This is a genomic window from Leclercia adecarboxylata, assembly GCF_035787115.1.
In the GTDB taxonomy this organism is placed as follows: domain Bacteria; phylum Pseudomonadota; class Gammaproteobacteria; order Enterobacterales; family Enterobacteriaceae; genus Enterobacter; species Enterobacter adecarboxylatus_E.
In genome coordinates, this window is sequence record NZ_JALKTL010000002.1 from 227,248 (window position 1) to 247,585 (window position 20,338).

General features: G+C 56.7%; 24 protein-coding genes. 14 read left to right on the top strand and 10 right to left on the bottom strand.

What is annotated here, in order from left to right; all coding sequences use genetic code 11:
• Position 1 precedes the first annotated feature (1 nt).
• Genes rutD through rutG form a run of 4 tightly spaced genes read left to right on the top strand, consistent with a single transcriptional unit; the run spans position 2 to position 3,251 of the window.
• Positions 2 to 814 carry a pyrimidine utilization protein D gene (gene rutD, locus MXM41_RS08555; protein WP_325931209.1) on the top strand — a complete coding sequence of 271 codons (813 nt, stop codon included), beginning with the start codon at positions 2 to 4 and terminating at the stop codon, positions 812 to 814.
• Positions 811 to 1,401 carry a malonic semialdehyde reductase gene (locus MXM41_RS08560; RefSeq protein WP_325931211.1) on the top strand — a complete coding sequence of 197 codons (591 nt, stop codon included), beginning with the start codon at positions 811 to 813 and terminating at the stop codon, positions 1,399 to 1,401. Before rutD ends, MXM41_RS08560 begins: the two co-directional genes overlap by 4 nt.
• A 9-nt stretch (positions 1,402 to 1,410) precedes the next feature.
• On the top strand, positions 1,411 to 1,902 hold the full coding sequence (gene rutF / locus MXM41_RS08565; RefSeq protein WP_325931212.1) for an NADH-dependent FMN reductase RutF: 492 nt from the start codon (positions 1,411 to 1,413) through the stop codon (positions 1,900 to 1,902).
• Positions 1,903 to 1,922: 20 nt separating this feature from the next.
• Positions 1,923 to 3,251, top strand: coding sequence for a pyrimidine utilization transport protein G (gene rutG, locus MXM41_RS08570; protein ID WP_325931215.1), 1,329 nt, complete (start codon positions 1,923 to 1,925; stop codon positions 3,249 to 3,251).
• On the opposite strand, the gene MXM41_RS08575 is transcribed toward rutG, so the two are convergent.
• A complete protein-coding gene (locus tag MXM41_RS08575; RefSeq protein WP_325931217.1) occupies positions 3,239 to 4,162 on the bottom strand; it encodes a DMT family transporter in 924 nt (307 codons plus the stop codon). The two genes, rutG and MXM41_RS08575, sit on opposite strands and share 13 nt — an antisense overlap.
• Positions 4,163 to 4,302: 140 nt before the next feature.
• Positions 4,303 to 4,479, bottom strand: coding sequence for a general stress protein (locus MXM41_RS08580; RefSeq protein ID WP_325931219.1), 177 nt, complete (start codon positions 4,477 to 4,479; stop codon positions 4,303 to 4,305).
• Positions 4,480 to 4,872: 393 nt separating this feature from the next.
• Between MXM41_RS08580 and wrbA the strand changes: the two genes are divergently transcribed.
• Together wrbA and MXM41_RS08590 are read left to right on the top strand one after the other, a co-directional pair.
• Complete coding sequence (gene wrbA / locus MXM41_RS08585; RefSeq protein ID WP_325931220.1) at positions 4,873 to 5,469, top strand: NAD(P)H:quinone oxidoreductase; 597 nt, start codon at positions 4,873 to 4,875, stop codon at positions 5,467 to 5,469.
• 20 nt (positions 5,470 to 5,489) lie between these two features.
• Complete coding sequence (locus MXM41_RS08590) at positions 5,490 to 5,717, top strand: YccJ family protein (RefSeq protein WP_103179015.1); 228 nt, start codon at positions 5,490 to 5,492, stop codon at positions 5,715 to 5,717.
• Positions 5,718 to 5,800: 83 nt separating this feature from the next.
• On the opposite strand, the gene agp is transcribed toward MXM41_RS08590, so the two are convergent.
• On the bottom strand, positions 5,801 to 7,042 hold the full coding sequence (gene agp, locus MXM41_RS08595) for a bifunctional glucose-1-phosphatase/inositol phosphatase (RefSeq protein WP_325931222.1): 1,242 nt from the start codon (positions 7,040 to 7,042) through the stop codon (positions 5,801 to 5,803).
• Between the two features lie 146 nt (positions 7,043 to 7,188).
• Here agp and MXM41_RS08600 point away from each other — a divergent pair, with 146 nt between their 5' ends.
• The 3 genes from MXM41_RS08600 to MXM41_RS08610 all read left to right on the top strand — a co-directional run bounded on the left by MXM41_RS08600 (position 7,189) and on the right by MXM41_RS08610 (position 9,129).
• Positions 7,189 to 7,641: a helix-turn-helix domain-containing protein gene (locus tag MXM41_RS08600; RefSeq protein ID WP_325931223.1), complete on the top strand. Its 453-nt coding sequence runs from the start codon at positions 7,189 to 7,191 to the stop codon at positions 7,639 to 7,641.
• A gap of 205 nt (positions 7,642 to 7,846) precedes the next feature.
• Positions 7,847 to 8,626, top strand: a complete 780-nt coding sequence (locus MXM41_RS08605; protein ID WP_325931224.1) for a carboxymuconolactone decarboxylase family protein — start codon at positions 7,847 to 7,849, stop codon at positions 8,624 to 8,626.
• Positions 8,627 to 8,655: 29 nt separating this feature from the next.
• Complete coding sequence (locus MXM41_RS08610) at positions 8,656 to 9,129, top strand: cupin domain-containing protein (protein WP_325931225.1); 474 nt, start codon at positions 8,656 to 8,658, stop codon at positions 9,127 to 9,129.
• A 40-nt stretch (positions 9,130 to 9,169) separates the two neighbouring features.
• On the opposite strand, the gene MXM41_RS08615 is transcribed toward MXM41_RS08610, so the two are convergent.
• Positions 9,170 to 10,063 carry a LysR family transcriptional regulator gene (locus MXM41_RS08615; protein WP_325931226.1) on the bottom strand — a complete coding sequence of 298 codons (894 nt, stop codon included), beginning with the start codon at positions 10,061 to 10,063 and terminating at the stop codon, positions 9,170 to 9,172.
• 283 nt (positions 10,064 to 10,346) lie between these two features.
• Between MXM41_RS08615 and MXM41_RS08620 the strand changes: the two genes are divergently transcribed.
• On the top strand, positions 10,347 to 11,840 hold the full coding sequence (locus tag MXM41_RS08620; RefSeq protein ID WP_325931227.1) for a carboxylesterase/lipase family protein: 1,494 nt from the start codon (positions 10,347 to 10,349) through the stop codon (positions 11,838 to 11,840).
• A gap of 107 nt (positions 11,841 to 11,947) precedes the next feature.
• A complete protein-coding gene (locus MXM41_RS08625) occupies positions 11,948 to 12,694 on the top strand; it encodes an SDR family oxidoreductase (protein ID WP_325931228.1) in 747 nt (248 codons plus the stop codon).
• A gap of 125 nt (positions 12,695 to 12,819) precedes the next feature.
• Here MXM41_RS08625 and MXM41_RS08630 read toward each other — a convergent pair whose 3' ends face one another.
• The 3 genes from MXM41_RS08630 to MXM41_RS08640 all read right to left on the bottom strand — a co-directional run bounded on the left by MXM41_RS08630 (position 12,820) and on the right by MXM41_RS08640 (position 14,123).
• Positions 12,820 to 12,969, bottom strand: coding sequence for a hypothetical protein (locus MXM41_RS08630; RefSeq protein WP_325931229.1), 150 nt, complete (start codon positions 12,967 to 12,969; stop codon positions 12,820 to 12,822).
• 457 nt (positions 12,970 to 13,426) lie between these two features.
• On the bottom strand, positions 13,427 to 13,816 hold the full coding sequence (locus tag MXM41_RS08635; protein ID WP_325931230.1) for a tautomerase family protein: 390 nt from the start codon (positions 13,814 to 13,816) through the stop codon (positions 13,427 to 13,429).
• Between the two features lie 4 nt (positions 13,817 to 13,820).
• The gene (locus tag MXM41_RS08640; RefSeq protein ID WP_325931909.1) at positions 13,821 to 14,123 is read right to left on the bottom strand and encodes a carboxymuconolactone decarboxylase family protein; all 303 of its coding nucleotides are present in this window, start codon (positions 14,121 to 14,123) and stop codon (positions 13,821 to 13,823) included.
• A gap of 100 nt (positions 14,124 to 14,223) precedes the next feature.
• On the opposite strand from MXM41_RS08640, the gene MXM41_RS08645 reads away from it, so the two are divergent.
• Together MXM41_RS08645 and leuA are read left to right on the top strand one after the other, a co-directional pair.
• Positions 14,224 to 15,105 carry a LysR substrate-binding domain-containing protein gene (locus tag MXM41_RS08645; RefSeq protein WP_325931232.1) on the top strand — a complete coding sequence of 294 codons (882 nt, stop codon included), beginning with the start codon at positions 14,224 to 14,226 and terminating at the stop codon, positions 15,103 to 15,105.
• A gap of 94 nt (positions 15,106 to 15,199) precedes the next feature.
• The gene (gene leuA / locus MXM41_RS08650; protein ID WP_325931234.1) at positions 15,200 to 16,876 is read left to right on the top strand and encodes a 2-isopropylmalate synthase; all 1,677 of its coding nucleotides are present in this window, start codon (positions 15,200 to 15,202) and stop codon (positions 16,874 to 16,876) included.
• Here the strand turns inward: leuA and MXM41_RS08655 are convergent.
• The 3 genes from MXM41_RS08655 to MXM41_RS08665 form a co-directional block, all read right to left on the bottom strand.
• Positions 16,828 to 17,622, bottom strand: coding sequence for a helix-turn-helix transcriptional regulator (locus MXM41_RS08655; RefSeq protein WP_325931235.1), 795 nt, complete (start codon positions 17,620 to 17,622; stop codon positions 16,828 to 16,830). The two genes, leuA and MXM41_RS08655, sit on opposite strands and share 49 nt — an antisense overlap.
• 3 nt (positions 17,623 to 17,625) lie before the next feature.
• Positions 17,626 to 18,225, bottom strand: a complete 600-nt coding sequence (locus tag MXM41_RS08660) for a YcxB family protein (RefSeq protein WP_325931236.1) — start codon at positions 18,223 to 18,225, stop codon at positions 17,626 to 17,628.
• A 107-nt stretch (positions 18,226 to 18,332) separates the two neighbouring features.
• Positions 18,333 to 18,965, bottom strand: coding sequence for a methylated-DNA--[protein]-cysteine S-methyltransferase (locus MXM41_RS08665; RefSeq protein ID WP_325931237.1), 633 nt, complete (start codon positions 18,963 to 18,965; stop codon positions 18,333 to 18,335).
• A gap of 258 nt (positions 18,966 to 19,223) precedes the next feature.
• Here MXM41_RS08665 and MXM41_RS08670 point away from each other — a divergent pair, with 258 nt between their 5' ends.
• The gene (locus MXM41_RS08670; RefSeq protein WP_325931238.1) at positions 19,224 to 20,108 is read left to right on the top strand and encodes an SDR family oxidoreductase; all 885 of its coding nucleotides are present in this window, start codon (positions 19,224 to 19,226) and stop codon (positions 20,106 to 20,108) included.
• Positions 20,109 to 20,338 lie beyond the last annotated feature (230 nt).

Sequence of the window (20,338 nt, forward strand, 5' to 3'; positions counted from 1 at the left end):
CATGAATCTTTCCATTTCACCGCCGCCCTTTGATGACGCGCCGGTTGTGGTGCTGATCGCCGGGCTGGGGGGCAGCGGCAGCTACTGGCTGCCCCAGCTCGCCGAGCTGGAACAGGCGTATCAGGTGGTCTGCTATGACCAGCGCGGCACCGGCAACAATCCCGGCGAGTTGCCGGAAGATTACACCCTGGCGCAGATGGCCGATGAGCTGTGGCAGGCGCTCTCGCTGGCGGGGATTGCGCAGTTCAGCGTGGTAGGCCATGCGCTGGGTGCGCTGATTGGCCTGCAGCTGGCAGTGGATCACCAGGCAGCACTCAGCGCGCTGGTGTGCGTTAACGGCTGGCTGGCGCTGCATCCCCATACCCGGCGCTGTTTTCAGATCCGCGAGCGGCTGCTGCATGCCGGTGGGGCGCAGGCGTGGGTGGAGGCCCAGCCGCTGTTTCTCTACCCCGCCGACTGGATGGCCGCCCGTCAGCCGCGCATGGAGGCCGAAGAGGCGCTGGCCCTGGCCCATTTTCAGGGCAAAACCACCCTGCTGCGCAGGCTGAACGCCCTGAAGCGGGCCGATTTCAGCCGCCAGACGGCGCGCATCCACTGCCCGGTGCAGATAATCTGCGCCGCCGACGATCTGCTGGTGCCCTCGGTCTGTTCAGCAGAGCTGCATACCGCCCTGCCCGGCAGCATTCTCACCCGGATGCCACGGGGCGGCCACGCCTGCAATCTGACCGAGCCGGAGGCGTTTAACGCCCTGCTGCAAAACGGGCTCGCCAGCCTGCTGCACCGCCACGAACTGTTATCCAGGGAGTTATCATGAGTGAAGCCATAAATCCGACGGCGCAGCACGCGCTGTTTACCGAAGCGCGAACCCATAACGGCTGGCTCGACCGCCCGGTCAGCGACGAGACGCTGCGTGAAATCTATGACCTGATGAAGTGGGGGCCCACCTCCGCCAACTGCTCCCCGGCGCGGATCGTGTTTATCCGCACACCGGAGGGAAAAGAGAAGCTGCAACCGGCGCTCTCCAGCGGCAACCTGCAAAAGACCCTCACCGCCCCGGTGACGGCCATCGTCGCCTGGGACAGCGTGTTTTACGAGCGTCTGCCGGAGCTGTTCCCCCACGCCGATGCCCGGAGCTGGTTTACTGCCAGCCCGCAGCTCGCCGAGGAGACCGCCTTTCGCAACAGCACCCTGCAGGCGGCCTACCTGATTGTCGCCTGCCGGGCGCTGGGGCTGGATACCGGACCGATGTCAGGCTTCGATCGCGAGAAGGTTGACGCGGCCTTCTTCACCGGCAGTAGCCTGAAAAGCAATCTGCTGATCAATATCGGTTACGGTGATACCCGCAAACTGTACGGGCGACTGCCCCGCCTGAGCTTTGAAGACGCCTGCGGGCTGGCATAAGGAGCCACCATGAACATTGATAAACAAACGTTTCGTGATGCCATGGCCTGTCTGGGCGCGGCGGTCAATATCATCACCACCGACGGTCCGGCCGGGCAGGCGGGCTTTACCGCCAGCGCGGTATGCAGCGTGACCGACTCCCCGCCGACGCTGCTGGTGTGCCTGAATCGCGGCGCCTCGGTGTGGCCGGTGTTTAACCACAACCGCACCCTGTGCGTCAACACCCTGAGCGCGGGACAGGAGTCGCTCTCAAATCTGTTCGGGGGCAAAACCCCGATGGCCGACCGCTTTGCCGCCGCAGGCTGGCAGACGGGGGCCACCGGCTGTCCGCGGCTGGACGAGGCGCTGGCCTCGTTCGACTGCCGGATTAGCCAGGTGGTCAGCGTCGGCACGCACGACATTCTGTTTTGCGAGATCGTTGCTATTACCCGCCACCCGGTGCCCCAGGGCCTGGTGTGGTTTGACCGCGGCTACCACGCGCTGATGCGACCCGCCTGTTAACCCTCCTTAAGGAGCAGCTGATGGCACTATTCGGTTTTCCTCACTGGCAGTTGAAATCGACCTCCTCAGATAGCGGCGTGGTCGCGCCGGATGAACGTCTCCCGCTGGCGCAAACCGCGGTAATGGGCGTGCAGCATGCGGTGGCGATGTTTGGTGCCACGGTGCTGATGCCCATTCTGATGGGGCTGGATCCTAACCTGTCGATTCTGATGTCGGGCATTGGCACCCTGCTGTTCTTTGCGATCACCGGCGGCCGGGTGCCAAGCTACCTCGGCTCCAGCGCGGCCTTTGTCGGGGTGGTGATAGCCGCCACCGGCTTTACCGGCCAGGGGATCAACCCGCAACTGAGCGTGGCGCTGGGGGGGATCATCGCCTGCGGGGCGATCTACACGGCGGTGGGGCTGGTGGTGATGAAGCTGGGCACCCGCTGGATCGAACGGCTGATGCCGCCGGTGGTGACCGGGGCGGTGGTGATGGCGATCGGCCTGAACCTGGCCCCCATCGCCGTCAAAGGGGTTTCCGGCTCGGCCTTTGACAGCTGGATGGCGGTGATGACGGTGCTGTGCATTGGCCTGGTGGCGGTGTTTACCCGGGGGATGATCCAGCGGCTGCTGATCCTGGTGGGGCTGATAGTCGCCTGCCTGCTCTATGCCCTGCTGACCAGCGTGCTGGGGCTTGGCAAGCCGGTGGATTTTACGCTGGTTGCACAGGCGGCCTGGTTTGGCCTGCCGCAGCTCACCTCGCCCACCTTTAATGGCCAGGCGATAATGCTGATTGCTCCGGTTGCGGTGATCCTGGTGGCGGAAAACCTCGGTCATCTGAAAGCGGTAGCCGGAATGACCGGGCGCAACATGGACCCGTATATGGGACGAGCCTTTGTCGGCGACGGGCTGGCGACCATGCTGTCGGGCTCGGTGGGCGGCAGCGGCGTTACCACCTATGCCGAGAACATCGGCGTGATGGCGGTAACCAAAGTCTACTCGACGCTGGTGTTTGTGGCGGCAGCGGTGATTGCCATGCTGCTCGGTTTTTCACCCAAATTTGGCGCGCTGATCCACACCATCCCCGGGCCGGTGATCGGCGGGGCGTCGATTGTGGTGTTCGGCCTGATCGCGGTGGCCGGGGCGCGGATCTGGGTGCAGAACCATGTCGATCTCAGCCAGAACGGCAACCTGATTATGGTCGCGGTGACCCTGGTGCTGGGCGCGGGTGATTTTGCCCTTTCGCTCGGCGGCTTTACGCTTGGCGGGATCGGCACCGCCACCTTTGGCGCCATTGTCCTTAACGCCCTGCTCAGCCGCCGGTTGGCGGGGGTAACGCCGGGCGAGGTCGTGCCTCAGGAGCGCTGATCCAGCGTGGCGCTGTCGGCTTCCGCCAGCGCCTTTTTCTTTCTTTTAAGCTTGAGCTCGCTTACCAGCACGCCGGCAATAATAAAGGCGGCGCCCAGCAAAGCCAGCAGAGGCAGACGTTCGCCAGCCAGGCGTCCGAAGATCCCCGCCCATACCGGTTCACCGGTGTAAATCACCGTCGCCCGGGTGGGCGAGACGCTGCGCTGGGCCCAGTTCATTGTTACCTGAATAATAGCGCTGAAAATCCCCAGGCCCAGGGCCACAGTCCATAACCCTGCCGACATCGGCGGGACTGACTCCCCGGCCGGGATCATGGTCAGAAACGCCACCAGCGAGGCGGTCGCCAGCTGTACGACAGTAACGCGCCTGACGTCCACCTTTCCGGCCCAGGCGCTGATCAGGATAATCTCGGCGGCAATGGCGACTGCCCCCACCAGGGTGATGATCTCGCCCGGCCCGAGCGCCAGCAGGTTATCCTCCGGCCCCGCCAGCAGGATCAGCCCGATAAAGGCCAGCACAATACCAATGCAGGACATCATGCCCGGCATGCGACGCAGGCAGAGCCACTGCAGCAGCGGCACCAGCGGGACATACATGGCGGTAATAAATGCCGATTTACTGCTGGGGATGGACTGTAAGCCCCAGGTTTGCAGGCTGTAGCCCATCGCAATCGCCACCCCTATCGCCAGCCCCGCTTTCAGCTCGGTCATCGTCAGGCCGCGCAGGGTTTTAAGCGAAATGAGCGCCACCGCCAGCGCCGCCGTGGCGAAGCGCAGGCCCACAAAGAAGAAGGGATCGCTCAGCGTCACGGCGTACTGCACGGCCAGGAAGGTGCCGCCCCAGAACATGGTGATGAGGATCAGGATCGCTTCCTGCGGTTTGATGGAGAAGGCATAACGGGAGAAGGACATGGAACACCAGCGTAAAGAGTTAATCCGCTAGTGTGGGAGGAATTTGTTAACCATTCAACAACAAATATAAAAAAACCGCCGGGGTTACCGGCGGCGGGGGTGTCAGTGGTCATAAGACCCCTGATTCAGGCAGCGGCAACTTATTTGTTTCTGTTGCCGCCATGGCTATTTTTGCCCCCTTTTTTGCCAGCTTCGGATGCGCGCTGAGGATCGTTTTTGAAGTTCCCCCCGCTCTGCTGGCCACCTTTACGTCCTGCTTCTGATGCTCTTTCACGGTCTTCTGCAAAATTACCTGACCCACCACGATGGTTTGCCATGTCGGACCTCCAGAGTTAAAAACATAAGATTTAATTCTGCATTCAGTGGAAGCGGATTCATCCACCTCACGACGCTAAAAAAGTGTCTTTAACTGCGCCGCGTGAACCTAATCTTAGTGGAGTGTGGGCATTCAGCCAGCCAGTGGTAATATCCTGCAATACGATATCAGCCTTTTGTATGAAGCCCGTCGAAACGGAACCATAAGCTTTTCTTATCATTCTGAAAATTGACAATCGCGAAAATGTTTCATTTTGCTACGGCCAGGGCCCTGCATTCTTTGTTGTTTAAAATCAAATAAATGGCGTACAGATTTGCAGTCTCGCTGTCACGTCATATCTTTAAAAGAGGACAGCATGCCGCTGGCCAAAAAATCATGCGAGGAGTGAAGCGAAATGACGAGAATTCTGGTGCTCTACTATTCCATGTATGGACACATCGAGACCATGGCTCACGCAGTGGCGGACGGCGCCAGGAAAATCGAGGGGGTTGAGGTCGTGATCAAACGCGTTCCGGAAACCATGCAGGCAGAGGCGTTTGCCAAAGCAGGCGGTAAAGCGCAGGACGCGCCGGTGGCCTCCCCGCAGGAGCTGGGCGATTACGACGCGATTATCTTTGGCACCCCGACGCGCTTCGGCAACATGGCCGGGCAGATGCGTACCTTCCTCGACCAGACCGGAGGGCTGTGGGCCAAAAATGCGTTACTCGGCAAGATCGCCAGCGTGTTCAGCTCCACCGGCACCGGTGGCGGGCAGGAGCAGACCATCACTTCCACCTGGACCACTCTTGCGCACCACGGGATGGTCATTGTGCCGATCGGCTACGGCACACCGGAGCTGTTTGATATTTCACAGTTGCGCGGCGGAACGCCCTATGGCGCGACAACCATCGCCGGGGGCGACGGTTCGCGTCAGCCGTCGGAAGCAGAACTGAACATTGCCCGCTATCAGGGTGAATACGTTGCCGGCCTGGCTGCTAAACTGAAAGGTTAACTCTCAACAGGAGGATTACTATGCCAACTCAAGAAGCAAAAGCACATCGCGTCGGAGAATTTGCGCGTTTACGTAATACGTCACCGGAGATCGCCGAGGCGATTTTCGAAGTCGCAAAATATGACGAAAAACTGGCAGAGAAAATCTGGGAAGAAGGTAATGATGAAGTACTGATGTTAGCCTTCCAGAAAACCGATAAAGACTCGCTGTTCTGGGGCGAGCAGACCATTGAACGTAAAAACGTCTGACTGTTCCTTCCCTCTCCCCGTTGGGGAGAGGGTCAGGGTGAGGGAGGAACCTGGCGCACAGCCACAATGCAATGGCGTTACCCTTACTTCGCCGCCGTGTTCAGCACCGTATTAAAGGTCTCCACCGGACAGAAACCATCCGCATCCACCGGACAGCCGTTCAGTTCCAGCGTAACCCGCTGCGCCGGGGCTGCTAACGTCAGCACCTGCGCGTTACGCAGCTGCTCGGTACTCTGATAGACGTACTCAATTTTCATCAGATCGCGGTTGCCGGTCTTGTCGTGCCAGCGCTGGAACACGATCTTGCCGCCAATCGGCGTGCGCTCATACTGGCCGTGCAGCTGGTAAGGCTTAAAATCCAGCGCCTTCAGCAGCGAGGCGATATTAGAGTCATGCCCCACCAGTACGGTGATTTTCGGCGCTTTGGTCCGATCGGTGACAAGCTGGTTATCGATGTATTTCACCAGCGGCTTCGCCACGTTGCGCGCGACCTCAGCCGAGGTAAACAGCGAATCCTGATAGCCGTTTTTTAGCCGGGACAGCACCCGCCACTGCTGGTCGGTTTTGATTTCGCCCCACGCCACCTGATCCAGCGGGAAGCCTTCGTAATACTGCAACGTGAAGGCATCCACCAGCGAGTTGCCCACCTTCAGCGGACCGGAAACCCCGGGCTCTTTCTGGTACTCAGCGCTGTAAGTGTCTTTGGCGTCCGTCAGGGAGCAGACCTGCTTCTCTTTGCACGAAGGCGACTGTTTGTAGTCGGTCATCTTTTCCAGCAGCCTGTAGCTCTCATCAAGCTGCATCCCCTGGCGCTCCTTATCCATCGCCTGCAGCGCTTTCTCGCGGAATGCCGCGGAGTTGTCGGTGATCACCGGGTTAAAGGTGGGGTCCATGGTGCCCATCTGTTCCTGATGATGCACCGGCACATCGCAGCCCGGGAAGGCACCGGTAATAAAGAACTGCGCGGTGGCAACCGTGCGCTGCAGGCTGTTGGCATAGGCATAAACACTGTTTGCCGTTGGACACTCCCCGGCGGTAACCAGGCCCTGCTCCACCAGCCACTCACGCATATAGTGGCCCATATAGACTTCCAGCACCCCGCCTTTAGTGGTGAGCTGCCCGCCTGGCACGTCCCACTCCGGCCATTTTTCCGGGGTCGACTGTTCAAGCACGCTGCCGTTATTGGCGAGCGGCGCACGCAGATTATGGCGGCTCATGATCAGAACCTGTTCCAGCTGGTATCCTTCCGGCGCGGTTTGCGCCTGAACGCCACCTGAGAGGCCGATACTGCCCGCCACGGCGAGCGCGAGTAGTGCTTTTCTCATCCCTAATTCCTCATGTGTTTATTGTCGTTAACAGTGTGACAGATTTGTGACGGATTACCTGGAGCCTGCCCGCAAAGTGACGGCTTACTTTGTATGTGGGCGAGAATTGGTTTTATAATTAAACCTGCTGCCGATAAGGAGACACCGTGAAACGTACCCGCCTCGAAGAAAGTCCCTGCCCCGTCGCCCGCTCGCTGGATATTATCGGCGACTGGTGGTCCCTGTTGATTGTGCGCGATGCCCTGAGCGGCGTTACGCGCTTTGGTGAGTTTCAGAAAAGCCTCGGCATCGCGAAGAACATGCTGGCGACCCGGCTAAAACTGCTGGTAGACGAAGGCATTCTGTCCCTGCAACCCGCCTCCGACGGCAGCGCCTGGCAGGAATATGTGCTGACGCCGAAAGGGCGCGATCTGCAAACCGTGCTGCTGGCGCTCTCCCAGTGGGGAAACGCGCACCTCTTCGCCGGGGGGGATACGGGTACGGTGCTGGTAGATGCGCGGGATCGCCAGCCGCTGCGCAAGCTTGCGATGGTGGCGAGCGATGGGCGGGAGCTGGGGCCGGATGAGGTGGTGGCGAAATATCCGGTGACGAAGACGTGACCGGTATTGTACCCACATCTCGTCAGCCCTCATTCCCCTTGTTATGCGGTGTTAAACACCGCGTTTAATTTTCCCGATAAAAGGAAAATAACCGCCTTTTTGATGAATTTAGCTCATCACTCCAATCTCATTACAAGCACTAATCATTTCAACTGATTATGCCAGGATAACAGTTCCCATTGCTGGCTCGCAATAAAGGAACCCCATGAAAAAACTGGCACTGTTAACCTTAGCGCTAAATTCCATCGCCCCTTCATTTGCAGAAGTTGATGCAGGAAAATCAGACATGCCCGGACATCGTTCATCTTCCGTTTCTTTTGTTTCACCCGCCCTGGAAAATTATATTCAGTCGGCCATTAATGACGATCTGTGGAAACGTCCACAGCTCTCCCCCAGAGATCGAAGCATAGTTACTTTGGCCGTCATTATTTCACGTAATCAGGTCTCACTGCTTCCCAATGAAGTAAACCGGGCGCTCGATAATGGCGTTAAGCCGGGTGAAATCTCCGAAATCATTACCCATCTCGCTTTTTATTCGGGCCTGGCCAATGCCACAAGCGCATCGGATATCGTTCAGCCGATATTTGTAAGCCGGGGAATTGAACAAAAAGCGATGCCGGTCGCGAATCCTACCCTGCTACCGTTAGATGAAAAAGCCGAAGAAAAACGCGTCGCCCAGGCCAATGAAATTGTCGGCGCCGTCTCGCCGGGCCTCGTGAAATACACCACCGATGTGCTTTTTCACAGCCTCTGGCTGCGACCGGACCTCGCCCCCCGGGACAGAAGCCTGGTCACCATGACCAGCCTTATTGCTAACGGGCAAGTCGGGCAAATCGGCTTTCATCTTAATAAAGCGATGGATAACGGATTAACCCGTGAGCAGGTTGGTGAATCCATTGCACAAATTGCCTTCTATGCCGGATGGCCAAATGCGTTTTCAGCGGTACCCGTTATTCGGGATGTGCTGGATAAGCGTGCCGGGTAACCCCCTGTTAAACTCAAAGGAGTATGCTAATGAAACGAATGACCCGAAGCGCGGCCCTGGCGCTGGCCGTTATTTCAGGTAGCGCCGCTGCCGATGATCGGCCTATCACCGTCACGCCTGCGGGTTCTGCGCCATCCGTTACCGGGGCGGCAGAAAATTTTACCGGCCATGTTATCGTTGATCTTCTCACGCCTTCCTCCCTCGTTACGCCAGCCGCAACCGGGCAGGTCACCTTTGCGCCAGGGGCACGAACAGCCTGGCATTCTCACCCGGCGGGACAGATGCTGATAGTGACCGCAGGAAAAGGCTGGGTTGAAAAAGAAGGCGAACCTAAACACGTTATTGCTGCCGGAGATACCGTCTGGATACCCGCCGGCGTGAAGCACTGGCATGGCGCAACGGACACAACCGGAATGAGTCATATTGCTGTGACCTACATTCGTGACGGTAAAAATGCTGAATGGTTCGAACCTGTCAGCGATGAACAGTATAAAGGGCGCTAGCCAGGATCCGGTGCTGAAAATACTATTCCGCACCGGCACCTTATTCCTGCACGCGCAAGGCATTCAGTATTTCTCTGAAAGCCGGTGAAGCCTGATGGCGGTGCGGATAATAAAGATAAAAACCATCCCAGAAGGGAGAGAACGTTTCCAGAACCCTTATCACCTCACCTTTTTCAATCCAGGGTTGGGCGATCTCTTCAGGAACATAGGCAAGCCCCAGTCCTGCCACCGCAGCATCAAGCACGTGAAAAATATCATTAAAAACCAGCTGACCCTCCACCCGGATTTTTATTTCCCGTCCGTTCTCCTCAAACTCCCAGGCATAAAGATTTCCCCCGGTAAGAAAACGATAGTTGATGCAGTTATGGTGTATTAAGTCCTGCGGTTTTACGGGCTGTTCGCGGCTGGCGAAATAGGATGTTGACCCTATCACCGCGAAACGGAAATCCGGGCTAATGCGTGCTGAAATCATGCCATTGGCTAACTGATATCCCATCCTGACGCCCGCATCAAACCGATCGTTCACAATATCTGATAAGCCGTTATCCTGAACCAGCTCAACGGTGACATCCGGATAACGCGGGATAAATTCCCGCAGTTTGGGAAGCAGCACGCAGCTGATGGCAAAATCAGGGGCGTTGATTCTTATCGTCCCTGACGGTTTGTCTTTAAACGCGTTGAGTTCTTCAAGCTGCGCTTCGATCCCATCAAAGTGCGAAGCAATTCCTTCCAGCAAACGCTCTCCGGCTTCCGTTGGGGTGACTGCCCGGGTGGTACGGGTCAACAACCGCACGCCAAGCCTGGTCTCGAGATTACGGATCGTATGGCTCAGGGCGGACTGGGAGATGCTCATCTTTGCCGCCGCCTTTGTGAAGCTTCGCGCCCGCGCAACCGCAAGAAATACGGCCAAATCATTAATATTACTTCGTGCCACAGGCATCTCCTCTTTCGCGATGGCGCTGACATTATCTCTGCATACTGCTTGACCCCAGAGATTAACTTATCAGAGCGGGCCAGACTTATGAAAATTCTTCATAGTTCTAACCTATATTACCCGGCTAATTTTCTTACCACTGAGCCTTTATAGTTATGCCATCTGTTTTACGCCTCTGGATATCCTTATGAAATCTCACTTCCCTTTCAGAAAAATTGCGGCCGCGTTTCTTATCAGCACTGTAAGCCTGTTCACTGTGTCGGCACTGGCAAAGGAATCCACTTTGATCCAGACAGCTTCTGGCCCGGTGATCGGAACAGAAAAAGAAGGCGTCATATCGTGGCTCGGCCTGCCTTATGCCGCTCCCCCGGTTAATCAGCTTCGCTGGCAGCCGCCGCAGGCCGGGGCCTCATGGACCACGCCGCGAAAAGCCAACAAGCTGGCGAGTCGTTGCGCGCAAAATGCCGATCTCGGGGACTTTGCACGCGCGGGCGGTAGCGAAGACTGTCTTTATCTGAATGTTTATCGCCCTGCAGCTGAAAAGGTAGACAAAAAACTACCTGTTTTCGTCTGGATCCACGGTGGCGCGCTGCAGGTGGGACAAGGAGGCGATTACGATCCTGCCAGACTGGTCACTCAGGGAAACGCGGTAGTGGTTACGCTGAACTACCGCCTGGGCGTGTTTGGCTTCCTGTCCGTACCGGGGCTTGATTCAGAAGGCCATCAGTCAGGTAACTATGGACTACTGGATCAACAGGCTGCGCTGCGGTGGGTACAGAAAAATATCTCTGCGTTCGGGGGCGATCCCTCAAACGTGACCATTGCCGGAGAATCGTCAGGCGGCAATAGCGTTATGGCGCATATCGTTGCGCCTGGCTCAACAGGGCTTTTCCAGCATGCGGTTTCGATGAGTGGCGCAGCCATTATTTCCCGCTACCCCGCTTTTGGCGCGCCCTCTCCTCTCAATGTCGCGCAGCAGAAAGGGACAGAGTTTGCGCGGGCGCTGGGTTGCGACGCTGAAGATTCAGCCTGCCTGCGCGCTATTCCGACGCAGCGGATACTAAAAATGCAGACGCCGTATCTGCAGAATCAGCTCATCATTGATGGCAGCGTTATTCCCATGCATCCGGCAGATGCCTTTAAAAACGGCAGTATAAATCACGTTACGCTGATTAACGGCACAACGCGCGACGAAGGCCACTTTTTTGTAGCTTTACCAGAATTAATGAAGGGAGAGCCTCTGCAGGCAAAAGCGTACCCGGCCTGGGTGAGCCACCAGTATGGTGACGCTCTCAAATCCAGGGTTCTGGCTGAATATCCTCTCACGAACGATGAGAACCCCAGCGAGGCCTTTGCCGCCACGGTCACGGACAGTTTATTCGCCTGCCCGGCTCGTGCCGTGAATCTGGCGCTCTCAGACATAATGCCCGTATATGCTTATGAGTTCAGCGATCGCACAGCGCCCTCCTATATCGGCGCGACAACCTTCCCGCTGCTTGCGGCGCATACTTTTGAACTTGCGTATGTTTTCCCCGGATTCCATGGCGGTGGCACGGCCACAACCACGTTAAATCCGTTGCAGGAAAAATTATCAGGCGAGATGGTGAGCTATTTTGCGGCGATAGCAAAAATGCCATCACGCGAACAGGCGTGGTCTCGATACAGCCCGCAACGTGATAACTACATGACCTTCGCATTACCCGCCGGGTCGATGATTTCCGGACGCTTCGCGGATGTTCATCACTGCGCATTCTGGGATCGGCAAGGCATTTACTAATCTCTTACCCCGCAGCAGCCAGGGGAAGGCATTCCCCTCTCAGGCGGCTTGTCTGCCACTGAGATCATCCCCGGCCTCCCCTTTACTGAAAACTGAAGGAAATCATCATGACAGAAAACATCACAGGCAAAGTCATCGTCATTACCGGCGCATCGAGTGGGATGGGTGAGGCGGCCGCGCGTCACCTGGCAAAACAGGGTGCCCGCGTTGTGCTGGCCGCCCGACGTGCTGAGCGAATCGACATTATCGCGCAAGATATCATCGGACAGGGGGGTGAAGCGATTGCGCTGGCGACAGACGTTACCCATCTGGAGGAGGTGAAAAAACTGATCGATACCGCAGTGGCAAAATGGGGCCGTATCGATGTACTTATCAATAATGCGGGTGTGATGCCTCTTTCATCCCTCGATCAGGCCAGGGTGGATGAATGGGACATGATGATTGACGTTAACCTGAGAGGCGTTTTGCACGGTATCGCTGCGGCCTTGCCTGTAATGAAAGCCCAGAAGTCCGGTCACATTATCAATACGGCTTCGGTTGCGGGTCATCTGGTGTTTCCTACCTCTGCAGTCTACTCCGCCACTAAGTTTGCGGTACGCGCCCTGACTGAGGGGCTGAGAAAAGAGGCCAGCGCTTACAACGTCCGCGCCACGATCGTTTCTCCGGGCGCGGTGACAACCGAATTGCTGGACCATATCAGCGATAAGGATGTGCAGGCCGCGAATCAGGAATATGTCAGTAAAGTCGGCATTCCCCCTGAAACCTACGCCCGCATGGTGGCGTTTGCCATTGGTGAGCCTGAGGACGTTGGCGTTAACGAAATTATTTTCCGCCCGACAGCGCAGGAGCTGTAATACCCGAAGCACCCCCCCGGTTATACCAGCCGCAGGTATTTCGGTCTGTGCCCGGACATACTGGATTCATCCCTCAGCCCGTTGCTGTTGTGGCGCGGGCTTAGTCCAGGCATCAGCAAATTTAATCACGCCGTACAGGCCATTGGCTGCATTGTCGCCATCCACGAAAACGCGCCGCGCATTGGTACTCGCATGCCGCGCTGATGCTGCCAGACGTGCATCATTTCATGCAGGAAAAGGTGTTGGGAGACCGGCGTATCTTCTTTGCCCGGCATAGAAAAATCATCCTCATATTTTTCCGAGCGGAACCACATTTCCCCATCTGGCGCAATGGCCTGCCCGGGATCCTGCAGATTGAAAGGGAGATAACTGTCGAAATGGATCCAGACCTTATGATAATGAATGCTGTAACCGTAAAGCGTACTGGCTAAATTGATCTCACCCAGCCTTAACCGCCTTAAATCGCCCTCTTCAGTAGGTGGTCATTTAACAGGATCTGAATAATACATTTTATGCCTCAGCGTTATTTGCGCGGGAAAAGCGTATATCACTCAGGCGGGTACTTTCGGGACCATGCAGATATTCTTTTCAGCTTCAGAAATCATTTAGAAAAAACATTTAATTAAGATAATGATCATCACAGCCCTATAGTTAAAAATGATACCTAATAAAAAAACGTGTCCGCAGTAAAAGGACACGTAATAACGTTAAGCGTGAACCCTCACCAATAATTTATCCCCCCTCCTGCGACAGCATCCGCCCCTGGCTGAAGCTCCACTCATCGGCAGTATTGAACTGAATCATCACCATCACGTCATTCGGGTGAATATCCAGCGCATTATGCAGACATTCACATAGCCTGCGACAGAGGTTTTGCTTCTGCGCAGACGAGCGGGGCTTGCCCGCCAGAATGTGAAACTGAATAAAATTATCGCTGCGCCCGCCGCTTTTGTAGTGGCGGTCAAACCGGTGCCGGGTGGCCGGGATCTCCTCAAAAATCTGAAAGCGATCCCCCGGCGGCACCGAGAATTCCGCCTCCAGGCTCTGCTGGAGGATATCGGAGATCTGCGACATTTGCGCGTCGCTGTACCCCGGGCGCAAAGAGATACGGGTAAAGGGCATCGCGCTACTCCTCTTCCAGGCAGCCAAGGGCGGTGACCGCCGCAGGCCAGCCTGCGTAGAACGCCAGATGGGTGAAGGCTTCGGTGATTTCCTCCCAGGTCAGGCCGTTTTGCTGCGCAAAGTCGATATGCCAGGGTAGCTGCTGCACCCGTCCCAGCGCCGTCAGGGCAGCCAGGGTGATCAGGCTGCGATCGCGCGGCGAGAGCGCGTCGCGTTTCCAGATATCATTAAAAAGGACTTCTTTACTCAGCCCGGCCAGTTTAGGCGCGATGCGACCAAGGGTTTCTGAAGTGAGTGTTTTCGCCATCATGTTTTCTCCGCATTGACAATAAGGCGATTCTGGCGCGATATTTTCATCCTGAAAATCAAATTACACTCGCCATACCATCCCGTATTTCAGGACGATTATGAATAAGCTTCCCCTGACGCTCGACCTCGACGCCCTGCGCAGTTTTGTTACCGGCATTGAGTGCGGCAGCTTTGCTCTTGCCGCCAACCGGCTCTGCCGCTCAACCTCGGCGGTGAGCGCGCAGCTCAAAAAACTGGAACAGCAGTGCGGCGCAGCGCTGGTGATGAAAAAAGGACGTGGCCTGGCGCTGACCCGCGACGGTGAGATCGTCATGGGCTACGCCCGCCGCATGCTGGCGCTGAATGACGAGATGCAGCACGCGCTGCAAGGCGAACTGTTTCAGGAAGAGATCCGCATCGGCATGCAGGAGGATTTCGGTGAGTCGCTGATGCCGGGCATCCTGGGCGAATTCAGACGCCACCATCCGGCGGTGCGAATCACTGCCCGGGTGGACCGCAACCGGGCGCTGCTCAACGCCTTTGATGATAACGCCCTTGATATGGTGCTTCTGTGGCAGAACGAGAATGAACCGCGCAAGGGCAGGCTTGTCGGCCAGAGCCAGATGGTGTGGATCCAGCCCCCGGAGATGGACCTTAACGCCCTGCTGGCCCGGGGCGAGCCCCTGCCGCTGGTGATGTTTGACAGCCCGTGCCTGATGCGCTCCCACGCCATTGAGTGTCTGAACCAGGCGGGTATTCCCTGGCAGGTGGTGTTTGTCAGCCACAGCCTGAGCGGGATCTGGGCGGCGGTGCGGGCCGGGCTCGGCGTTACGCTGCGTACCCGGATCGGGATGCCGGACTCACTGCGGGTGGCGGAAAAGCTGCTGCCCGCCCCGGGAATGTTGGGTATCGCGCTGGAGCAACACGAGAATGATACGGAGCAGCGCGCGCAAATGCTGCTGGGGCAGCTGATGGAGCAGGCCCTGCCCGGGCTGAGATAAATGGCGGATCCTCGCCACAGGTTGTCAGTTTTGCGCCAGTACCCTTTGCCGTAATTCGCCAGGATAAAAACACAACATCACCTGGAGAAACCCTATGTTGCGCAACCCTTCGCAGAAGTATGTGCCCTGTGCCCCCATTTCGTTACCCGATCGCCAGTGGCCAGATAAGACGCTGACCCGTGCCCCACGCTGGCTCTCTACCGACCTGCGCGACGGCAACCAGGCGCTGGCCGAACCGATGGATATCCCCCGCAAGCTGCGCTTCTGGGAGCAGTTGCTCAGATGCGGCTTTAAGGAGATCGAGGTGGCTTTCCCCTCTGCCTCCGAAACGGACTTTCAGTTTGTGCGCCAGCTGATTGCGGAGCAACGCATCCCGGAAGACGTCACTATTCAGGTGCTCACCCAGGCCCGCAGCGATCTGATTGAGCGCACCTTTGCTTCGCTGGACGGGGCAAAACGCGCCACGGTACACCTCTACAACGCCACCGCACCGCTGTTCCGCCAGCTGGTCTTTCGCCAGAGCAAAGAGGAGATTATTCAGCTGGCGATCAGCGCTACGCGCCAGATACGTGCCCTGAGTGAGGCCAGCCCGCAGACACTCTGGACTTACGAATACTCGCCGGAGACCTTTTGCTTCACCGAGCCGGAATTCGCCCTGCAAATCTGTGAGGCGGTAGCGGATGTCTGGGAGCCCGCTGCCGGACGGCCGATGATCGTTAACCTGCCCGCCACGGTAGAGGTTAACACCCCCAACGTCTATGCCGATCAAATCGAGTACTTCTGCCGCCATTTCTCACGCCGGGGTGACGTCTGTATCAGCGTGCATCCGCATAACGATCGCGGCAGCGGCGTCGCCAGCGCCGAGCTGGCCCTGCTGGCCGGCGCCGACCGGGTGGAAGGTTGTCTGTTCGGCAACGGGGAGCGTACCGGGAACGTCTGCCTGGTGACGCTGGCGATGAATCTCTACAGCCAGGGAATTTCACCCCAGCTGGATTTCAGCGATATGAAACAGGTGGTGGAGCTGGTGGAACAGTGCAACCAGCTGCCGGTGCATCCCCGCCACCCTTACGCCGGGAAGCTGGCCTTTACCGCCTTTTCGGGTTCCCATCAGGACGCCATCAAAAAGGGCTTTCACGCCCGGGAGCAGTCCGCCTCCCCACGCTGGGAGATGCCCTATCTCCCGGTGGATCCGGAGGATATCGGCTGTAGCTATGAAGCGGTGATCCGCGTCAACAGCCAGTCCGGCAAAAGCGGCGCGGCCTGGATGCTGGAGCAAAATCATGGCCTGGTGCTGCCCCGGGCGCTGCAGCAGGACTTCAGCCGCCACGTCCAGGCACATACCGATCGGGAAGGCACCGAGATGACGCTGAGCGCGCTGTGGCAACTGTACCGCGAACTGTACGGGCCGCATCAGGCCGCCCCACGGCAGCTGCTGGATTACCGCACCGGGAGTCAGGCAGACGGCGGGCTGGCGCTGTGGGCCCGCGTCCAGACCGCCGACGGCATTATGACCCTTGAGGGGAAAGGCAACGGCCTGCTGTCCGCCGCCGCCAGCGCGATCAAAGCAAGCTTTAATGTGGCTTTAGCCATTGAGGATTATCACGAGCATACCCTCGGCAGGTGCAGCGAAAGCCGCTCGGCGGCCTATATCCGCTGTAGCTTTAAGCAGGGCACGAGCCGCTGGGGAACCGGCATCGACAACGACGTCTCCCGGGCGTCGCTTCAGGCCTTGTTGAATGCGTTACCGGCGAGCGCCTCGGGCGGGAAGTAGTCGCTTGGCGCCACCCCGAGGGTACGGCGAAACATGGCGCTAAAGGCGCTGTGGCTCTCGTAACCGAGATCCAGTGCCACCCGCAGGACCGACTGCCCCTGCGCCAGGCGGTTCAGCGCCTCCATCAGCCGCGCCCTGCGCAGCCATTCGCTAAACGCCAGCCCGGTCTGCTGGCGAAAGTGGCGCAGCAGGGTGCGCTCGCTGATGTTGAGCTGGCGGGCGGCCAGCATCGTCGTCCACCGGATCCCCGGCTCCGCCTGGATCTGGCGGCACAGGGCCAGCAACGCGGGGGCCTGAGGTTCAGGCAGGTTAAAGGGTAAAACCCCAGTCACCCTGATTTCATCGAGGATCAGCTCGTAAATGCGCTCCGCCCGGCTGCCCGCAGCATAGCTTTCCGGCAGTTGCAGCGAGGCGACGATCAGCTCGCGCAGCAGGGGGGATATCTGTACCACCTGGCACACCGAGGGTAAATCCGCCCGGGCAAAGGGATCGATAAACAGCGTCCGCGCCGCCACGTTGCCGGTGATCAGCAGGCGGTGCTGCGTCCCGGCGGGTAGCCAGACGCCCCGTCCCGGCGGCACAATCCAGACGCCCTGCCCGGTCTCGACACGCACCACGCCACTCAGAGTGTGAAGAAGCTGCGCGCAGTCGTGACTGTGCCACGGCTCCGATGCGCCATGGGTGTAATCATGAGCCAACGGCACCAGCGGGCGGGTGGCAAAGCTGAACTGTTTTTGCGTTGTCACAGGTTAACTCGCGGCGGAATGATTTTGCGCTAGCTGCAATTTTATGAAGTCAAACACTTTCACAGCTTCTTCGGAAGAAGGGAACACCCGTTCAGGGATCACCACGCAATTGTCATTCATCATGTGGATAAAAATAAACCCCTTTTTGCGGTAACTTTCCTTGATATTTTTCCAGTAAACTTTGCCGCTGGCGGTGGGGGTAATATTTTCAATAAAGAAGCGATTGAGCTTAACTTTTTGCAAGGTATCAAGATCCTCCTGCTCAGCACGCTGGTGCTTCGCCATTATCTTTTTCAGCAGCACATCATAGAGCTGAAATAATCCCAGCGCGACGCCAAAAAGGACGAGCAGAATAATGCTCAACGTTTTCATTCTGGCGATAAAAGCACCGTCAGGCGCTGTTTTCAGACTGAACTGAATAAGCAGCAGAAAATTAAAAAGCGCCGAAATAGCAAATACGCACAACGCTGCTTTTTGAATAAGAGAAACAGAACCGTAGGGTTTGATATACGCTTTTTTATGATCGTTAATAAGTTTAGCGGCCTGGGTTCGTTCTAAAACGGATAACGAATAATCCACAACAATTCTGTTTCTGTTTATCATGCTACCCTCTTACAGCGTAATTTTACCCTGGTTTTATCTTATCGTATCGGATCCTGACGGAGAAGACTTTGTCCCCATCAGGTCTGTTTTTTCTTAGCCTGAGAGTTTTAATTGCTGGCGCATATCATTAAGCACCGTTTTTCATGCTCAATAAGCCAGGCTTTACGCGCGATGCCACCGCCATAACCGGTCAACGCCCCGTCTTTACCGATAATTCGGTGGCATGGAATAACGATAGCGATGCGATTTGCGCCATTTGCTGCCGCCACTGCCTGCTTATGGTCCAGAAGAAAAGTATCGGTACGAATATTAAAAAATAGCGGACTTTCACGGGCCACGGCATTGCGGAGTTGTTTTATCGTTGCGGCAAAGACCTCTGCATCATTAAGCTGCCGGCAGCCATTCACGACGCGGCTATCCTCCAGGTTGATCCCCACAACGCCAGGTCTCGCAAGGCGGATCAGATGTGCCGCGATTTCGTCTGTTGTTCTGCCAAACCCGGCTTCAAGATCAACACTTAATGGCAGGTGAGTCACGGATTTGATCCGTGTGACAATATAGTGCATTTCATCAAAAGCGATTGCCTCGCCGTCCTCATAACCCAACATGGCGGCAATTGCAGCACTTGATGTTGCCAGTGCCTGATAACCCGCCTGCTGAGCGGCAATCGCACTGCCTGCATCCCAGATATTGGCGATGATTAAAGGGCTTTTTTGCTGATGAAGTTCGGTAAAGTTCATGTTGGTTTCCTGTGGTGATGGACAGCTTCATCCTGAAGATTCTGAGAAATGCCAACAACCGAAAATTAGATAACCATTTTTTATAAATCCGTTTACCGGGAAGTTCGCTGGAAAATAAGGTCGAACCTCACCGGTATGACATATTCAGGAAAAAATCCAAAATATATTCAGAAGAAGAATAATCTGAATTATCTCTTCCCGAAAGGTGCGTTCCGTCACAGTGTCTACGCTTTAAATTCATTGATAAAGGAGGTCGGGATGACATCAGGAAACACCACTTCAAAACACTATCCACAGCCCCCATTTGTGGAGCAACCTCAACAAATGCCCGGACTGGCGTCAGAGATGAAGCCAATACCCGATCATGGCGAGACGAGTTATACCGGCTCGGGCAAACTCTCAGGTAAAAAAGCGCTCATTACCGGCGGCGATTCCGGGATTGGTCGTGCAGTGGCGATTGCCTACGCCCGCGAAGGCGCCGATGTGGCAATTGGCTATTTACCTGAAGAAGAGTCCGATGCCGCAGCCGTTATTGCGTTGATTCAGGCGGAAGGACGCAAGGCCGTCGCTATCCCGGGCGATATTCGGGTGGAATCCTTTTGCGAGACGCTGGTTGAACGCGCCGTCACTGAGCTGGGCGGTCTCGATATTCTGGTCAACAACGCGGGCAGACAACAGTTCTGCGAATCCATTGACGACCTGACCACTGCCGCTTTCGACGCGACGTTCAAAACCAATGTCTACGCCCCCTTCTGGATCACCCGTGCCGCCCTGCGTCACCTGGGAGAAGGCGCGGTGATTATTAACACCTCTTCGGTTCAGGCCTTTAAGCCAAGCGAAATCCTGCTGGATTATGCCCAGACCAAAGCCTGTAATGTGGCGTTTACCAAATCACTGGCAAAACAGCTTGGGCCGAAAGGCATTCGCGTAAATGCCGTGGCGCCGGGTCCCTACTGGACCCCGTTGCAGTCAAGCGGTGGACAGCCACAGGAGAAGGTCCAGCAGTTCGGGGAAGATACGCCGCTGGGAAGACCCGGTCAGCCCGTGGAGATTGCGCCTCTTTATGTTCTGCTGGCGTCTGAAGAGTGCTCTTATGCCTCTGGTCAGGTCTGGTGCTCAGACGGGGGTACCGGCGTAGCCTGATGCTTTTGCCTTTATTTTGACGCGCCTGATGACGACAAGGCTTATTATAAAATCCGTTATCCGAAGCGGTAACGGATTTTTAAAGCTGAAAAGCCGTTCGGCTCAAAATTATCAACTATTCTTAGATCGTTGATTTACGTTTTTTTATTTCGGTAAGTTTTACAGCCTTCTTCGTTATAAATGACATCATCTGCCCTTAAAGGGTTTAAATGTTGAAGTTGATAATGTTT

Bases quoted from the DNA above. Each gene is read 5' to 3' on its own strand.
- rutD (WP_325931209.1), top strand. From the start codon at position 2: ATGAATCTTTCCATTTCACCGCCGCCCTTTGATGACGCGCCGGTTGTG.
- MXM41_RS08560 (WP_325931211.1), top strand. From the start codon at position 811: ATGAGTGAAGCCATAAATCCGACGGCGCAGCACGCGCTGTTTACCGAA.
- rutF (WP_325931212.1), top strand. From the start codon at position 1,411: ATGAACATTGATAAACAAACGTTTCGTGATGCCATGGCCTGTCTGGGC.
- rutG (WP_325931215.1), top strand. From the start codon at position 1,923: ATGGCACTATTCGGTTTTCCTCACTGGCAGTTGAAATCGACCTCCTCA.
- MXM41_RS08575 (WP_325931217.1), bottom strand. From the start codon at position 4,162: ATGTCCTTCTCCCGTTATGCCTTCTCCATCAAACCGCAGGAAGCGATC.
- MXM41_RS08580 (WP_325931219.1), bottom strand. From the start codon at position 4,479: ATGGCAAACCATCGTGGTGGGTCAGGTAATTTTGCAGAAGACCGTGAA.
- wrbA (WP_325931220.1), top strand. From the start codon at position 4,873: ATGACGAGAATTCTGGTGCTCTACTATTCCATGTATGGACACATCGAG.
- MXM41_RS08590 (WP_103179015.1), top strand. From the start codon at position 5,490: ATGCCAACTCAAGAAGCAAAAGCACATCGCGTCGGAGAATTTGCGCGT.
- agp (WP_325931222.1), bottom strand. From the start codon at position 7,042: ATGAGAAAAGCACTACTCGCGCTCGCCGTGGCGGGCAGTATCGGCCTC.
- MXM41_RS08605 (WP_325931224.1), top strand. From the start codon at position 7,847: ATGAAAAAACTGGCACTGTTAACCTTAGCGCTAAATTCCATCGCCCCT.
- MXM41_RS08610 (WP_325931225.1), top strand. From the start codon at position 8,656: ATGAAACGAATGACCCGAAGCGCGGCCCTGGCGCTGGCCGTTATTTCA.
- MXM41_RS08625 (WP_325931228.1), top strand. From the start codon at position 11,948: ATGACAGAAAACATCACAGGCAAAGTCATCGTCATTACCGGCGCATCG.
- MXM41_RS08630 (WP_325931229.1), bottom strand. From the start codon at position 12,969: ATGCCGGGCAAAGAAGATACGCCGGTCTCCCAACACCTTTTCCTGCAT.
- MXM41_RS08635 (WP_325931230.1), bottom strand. From the start codon at position 13,816: ATGCCCTTTACCCGTATCTCTTTGCGCCCGGGGTACAGCGACGCGCAA.
- MXM41_RS08640 (WP_325931909.1), bottom strand. From the start codon at position 14,123: ATGGCGAAAACACTCACTTCAGAAACCCTTGGTCGCATCGCGCCTAAA.
- MXM41_RS08645 (WP_325931232.1), top strand. From the start codon at position 14,224: ATGAATAAGCTTCCCCTGACGCTCGACCTCGACGCCCTGCGCAGTTTT.
- leuA (WP_325931234.1), top strand. From the start codon at position 15,200: ATGTTGCGCAACCCTTCGCAGAAGTATGTGCCCTGTGCCCCCATTTCG.
- MXM41_RS08660 (WP_325931236.1), bottom strand. From the start codon at position 18,225: ATGATAAACAGAAACAGAATTGTTGTGGATTATTCGTTATCCGTTTTA.
- MXM41_RS08665 (WP_325931237.1), bottom strand. From the start codon at position 18,965: ATGAACTTTACCGAACTTCATCAGCAAAAAAGCCCTTTAATCATCGCC.
- MXM41_RS08670 (WP_325931238.1), top strand. From the start codon at position 19,224: ATGACATCAGGAAACACCACTTCAAAACACTATCCACAGCCCCCATTT.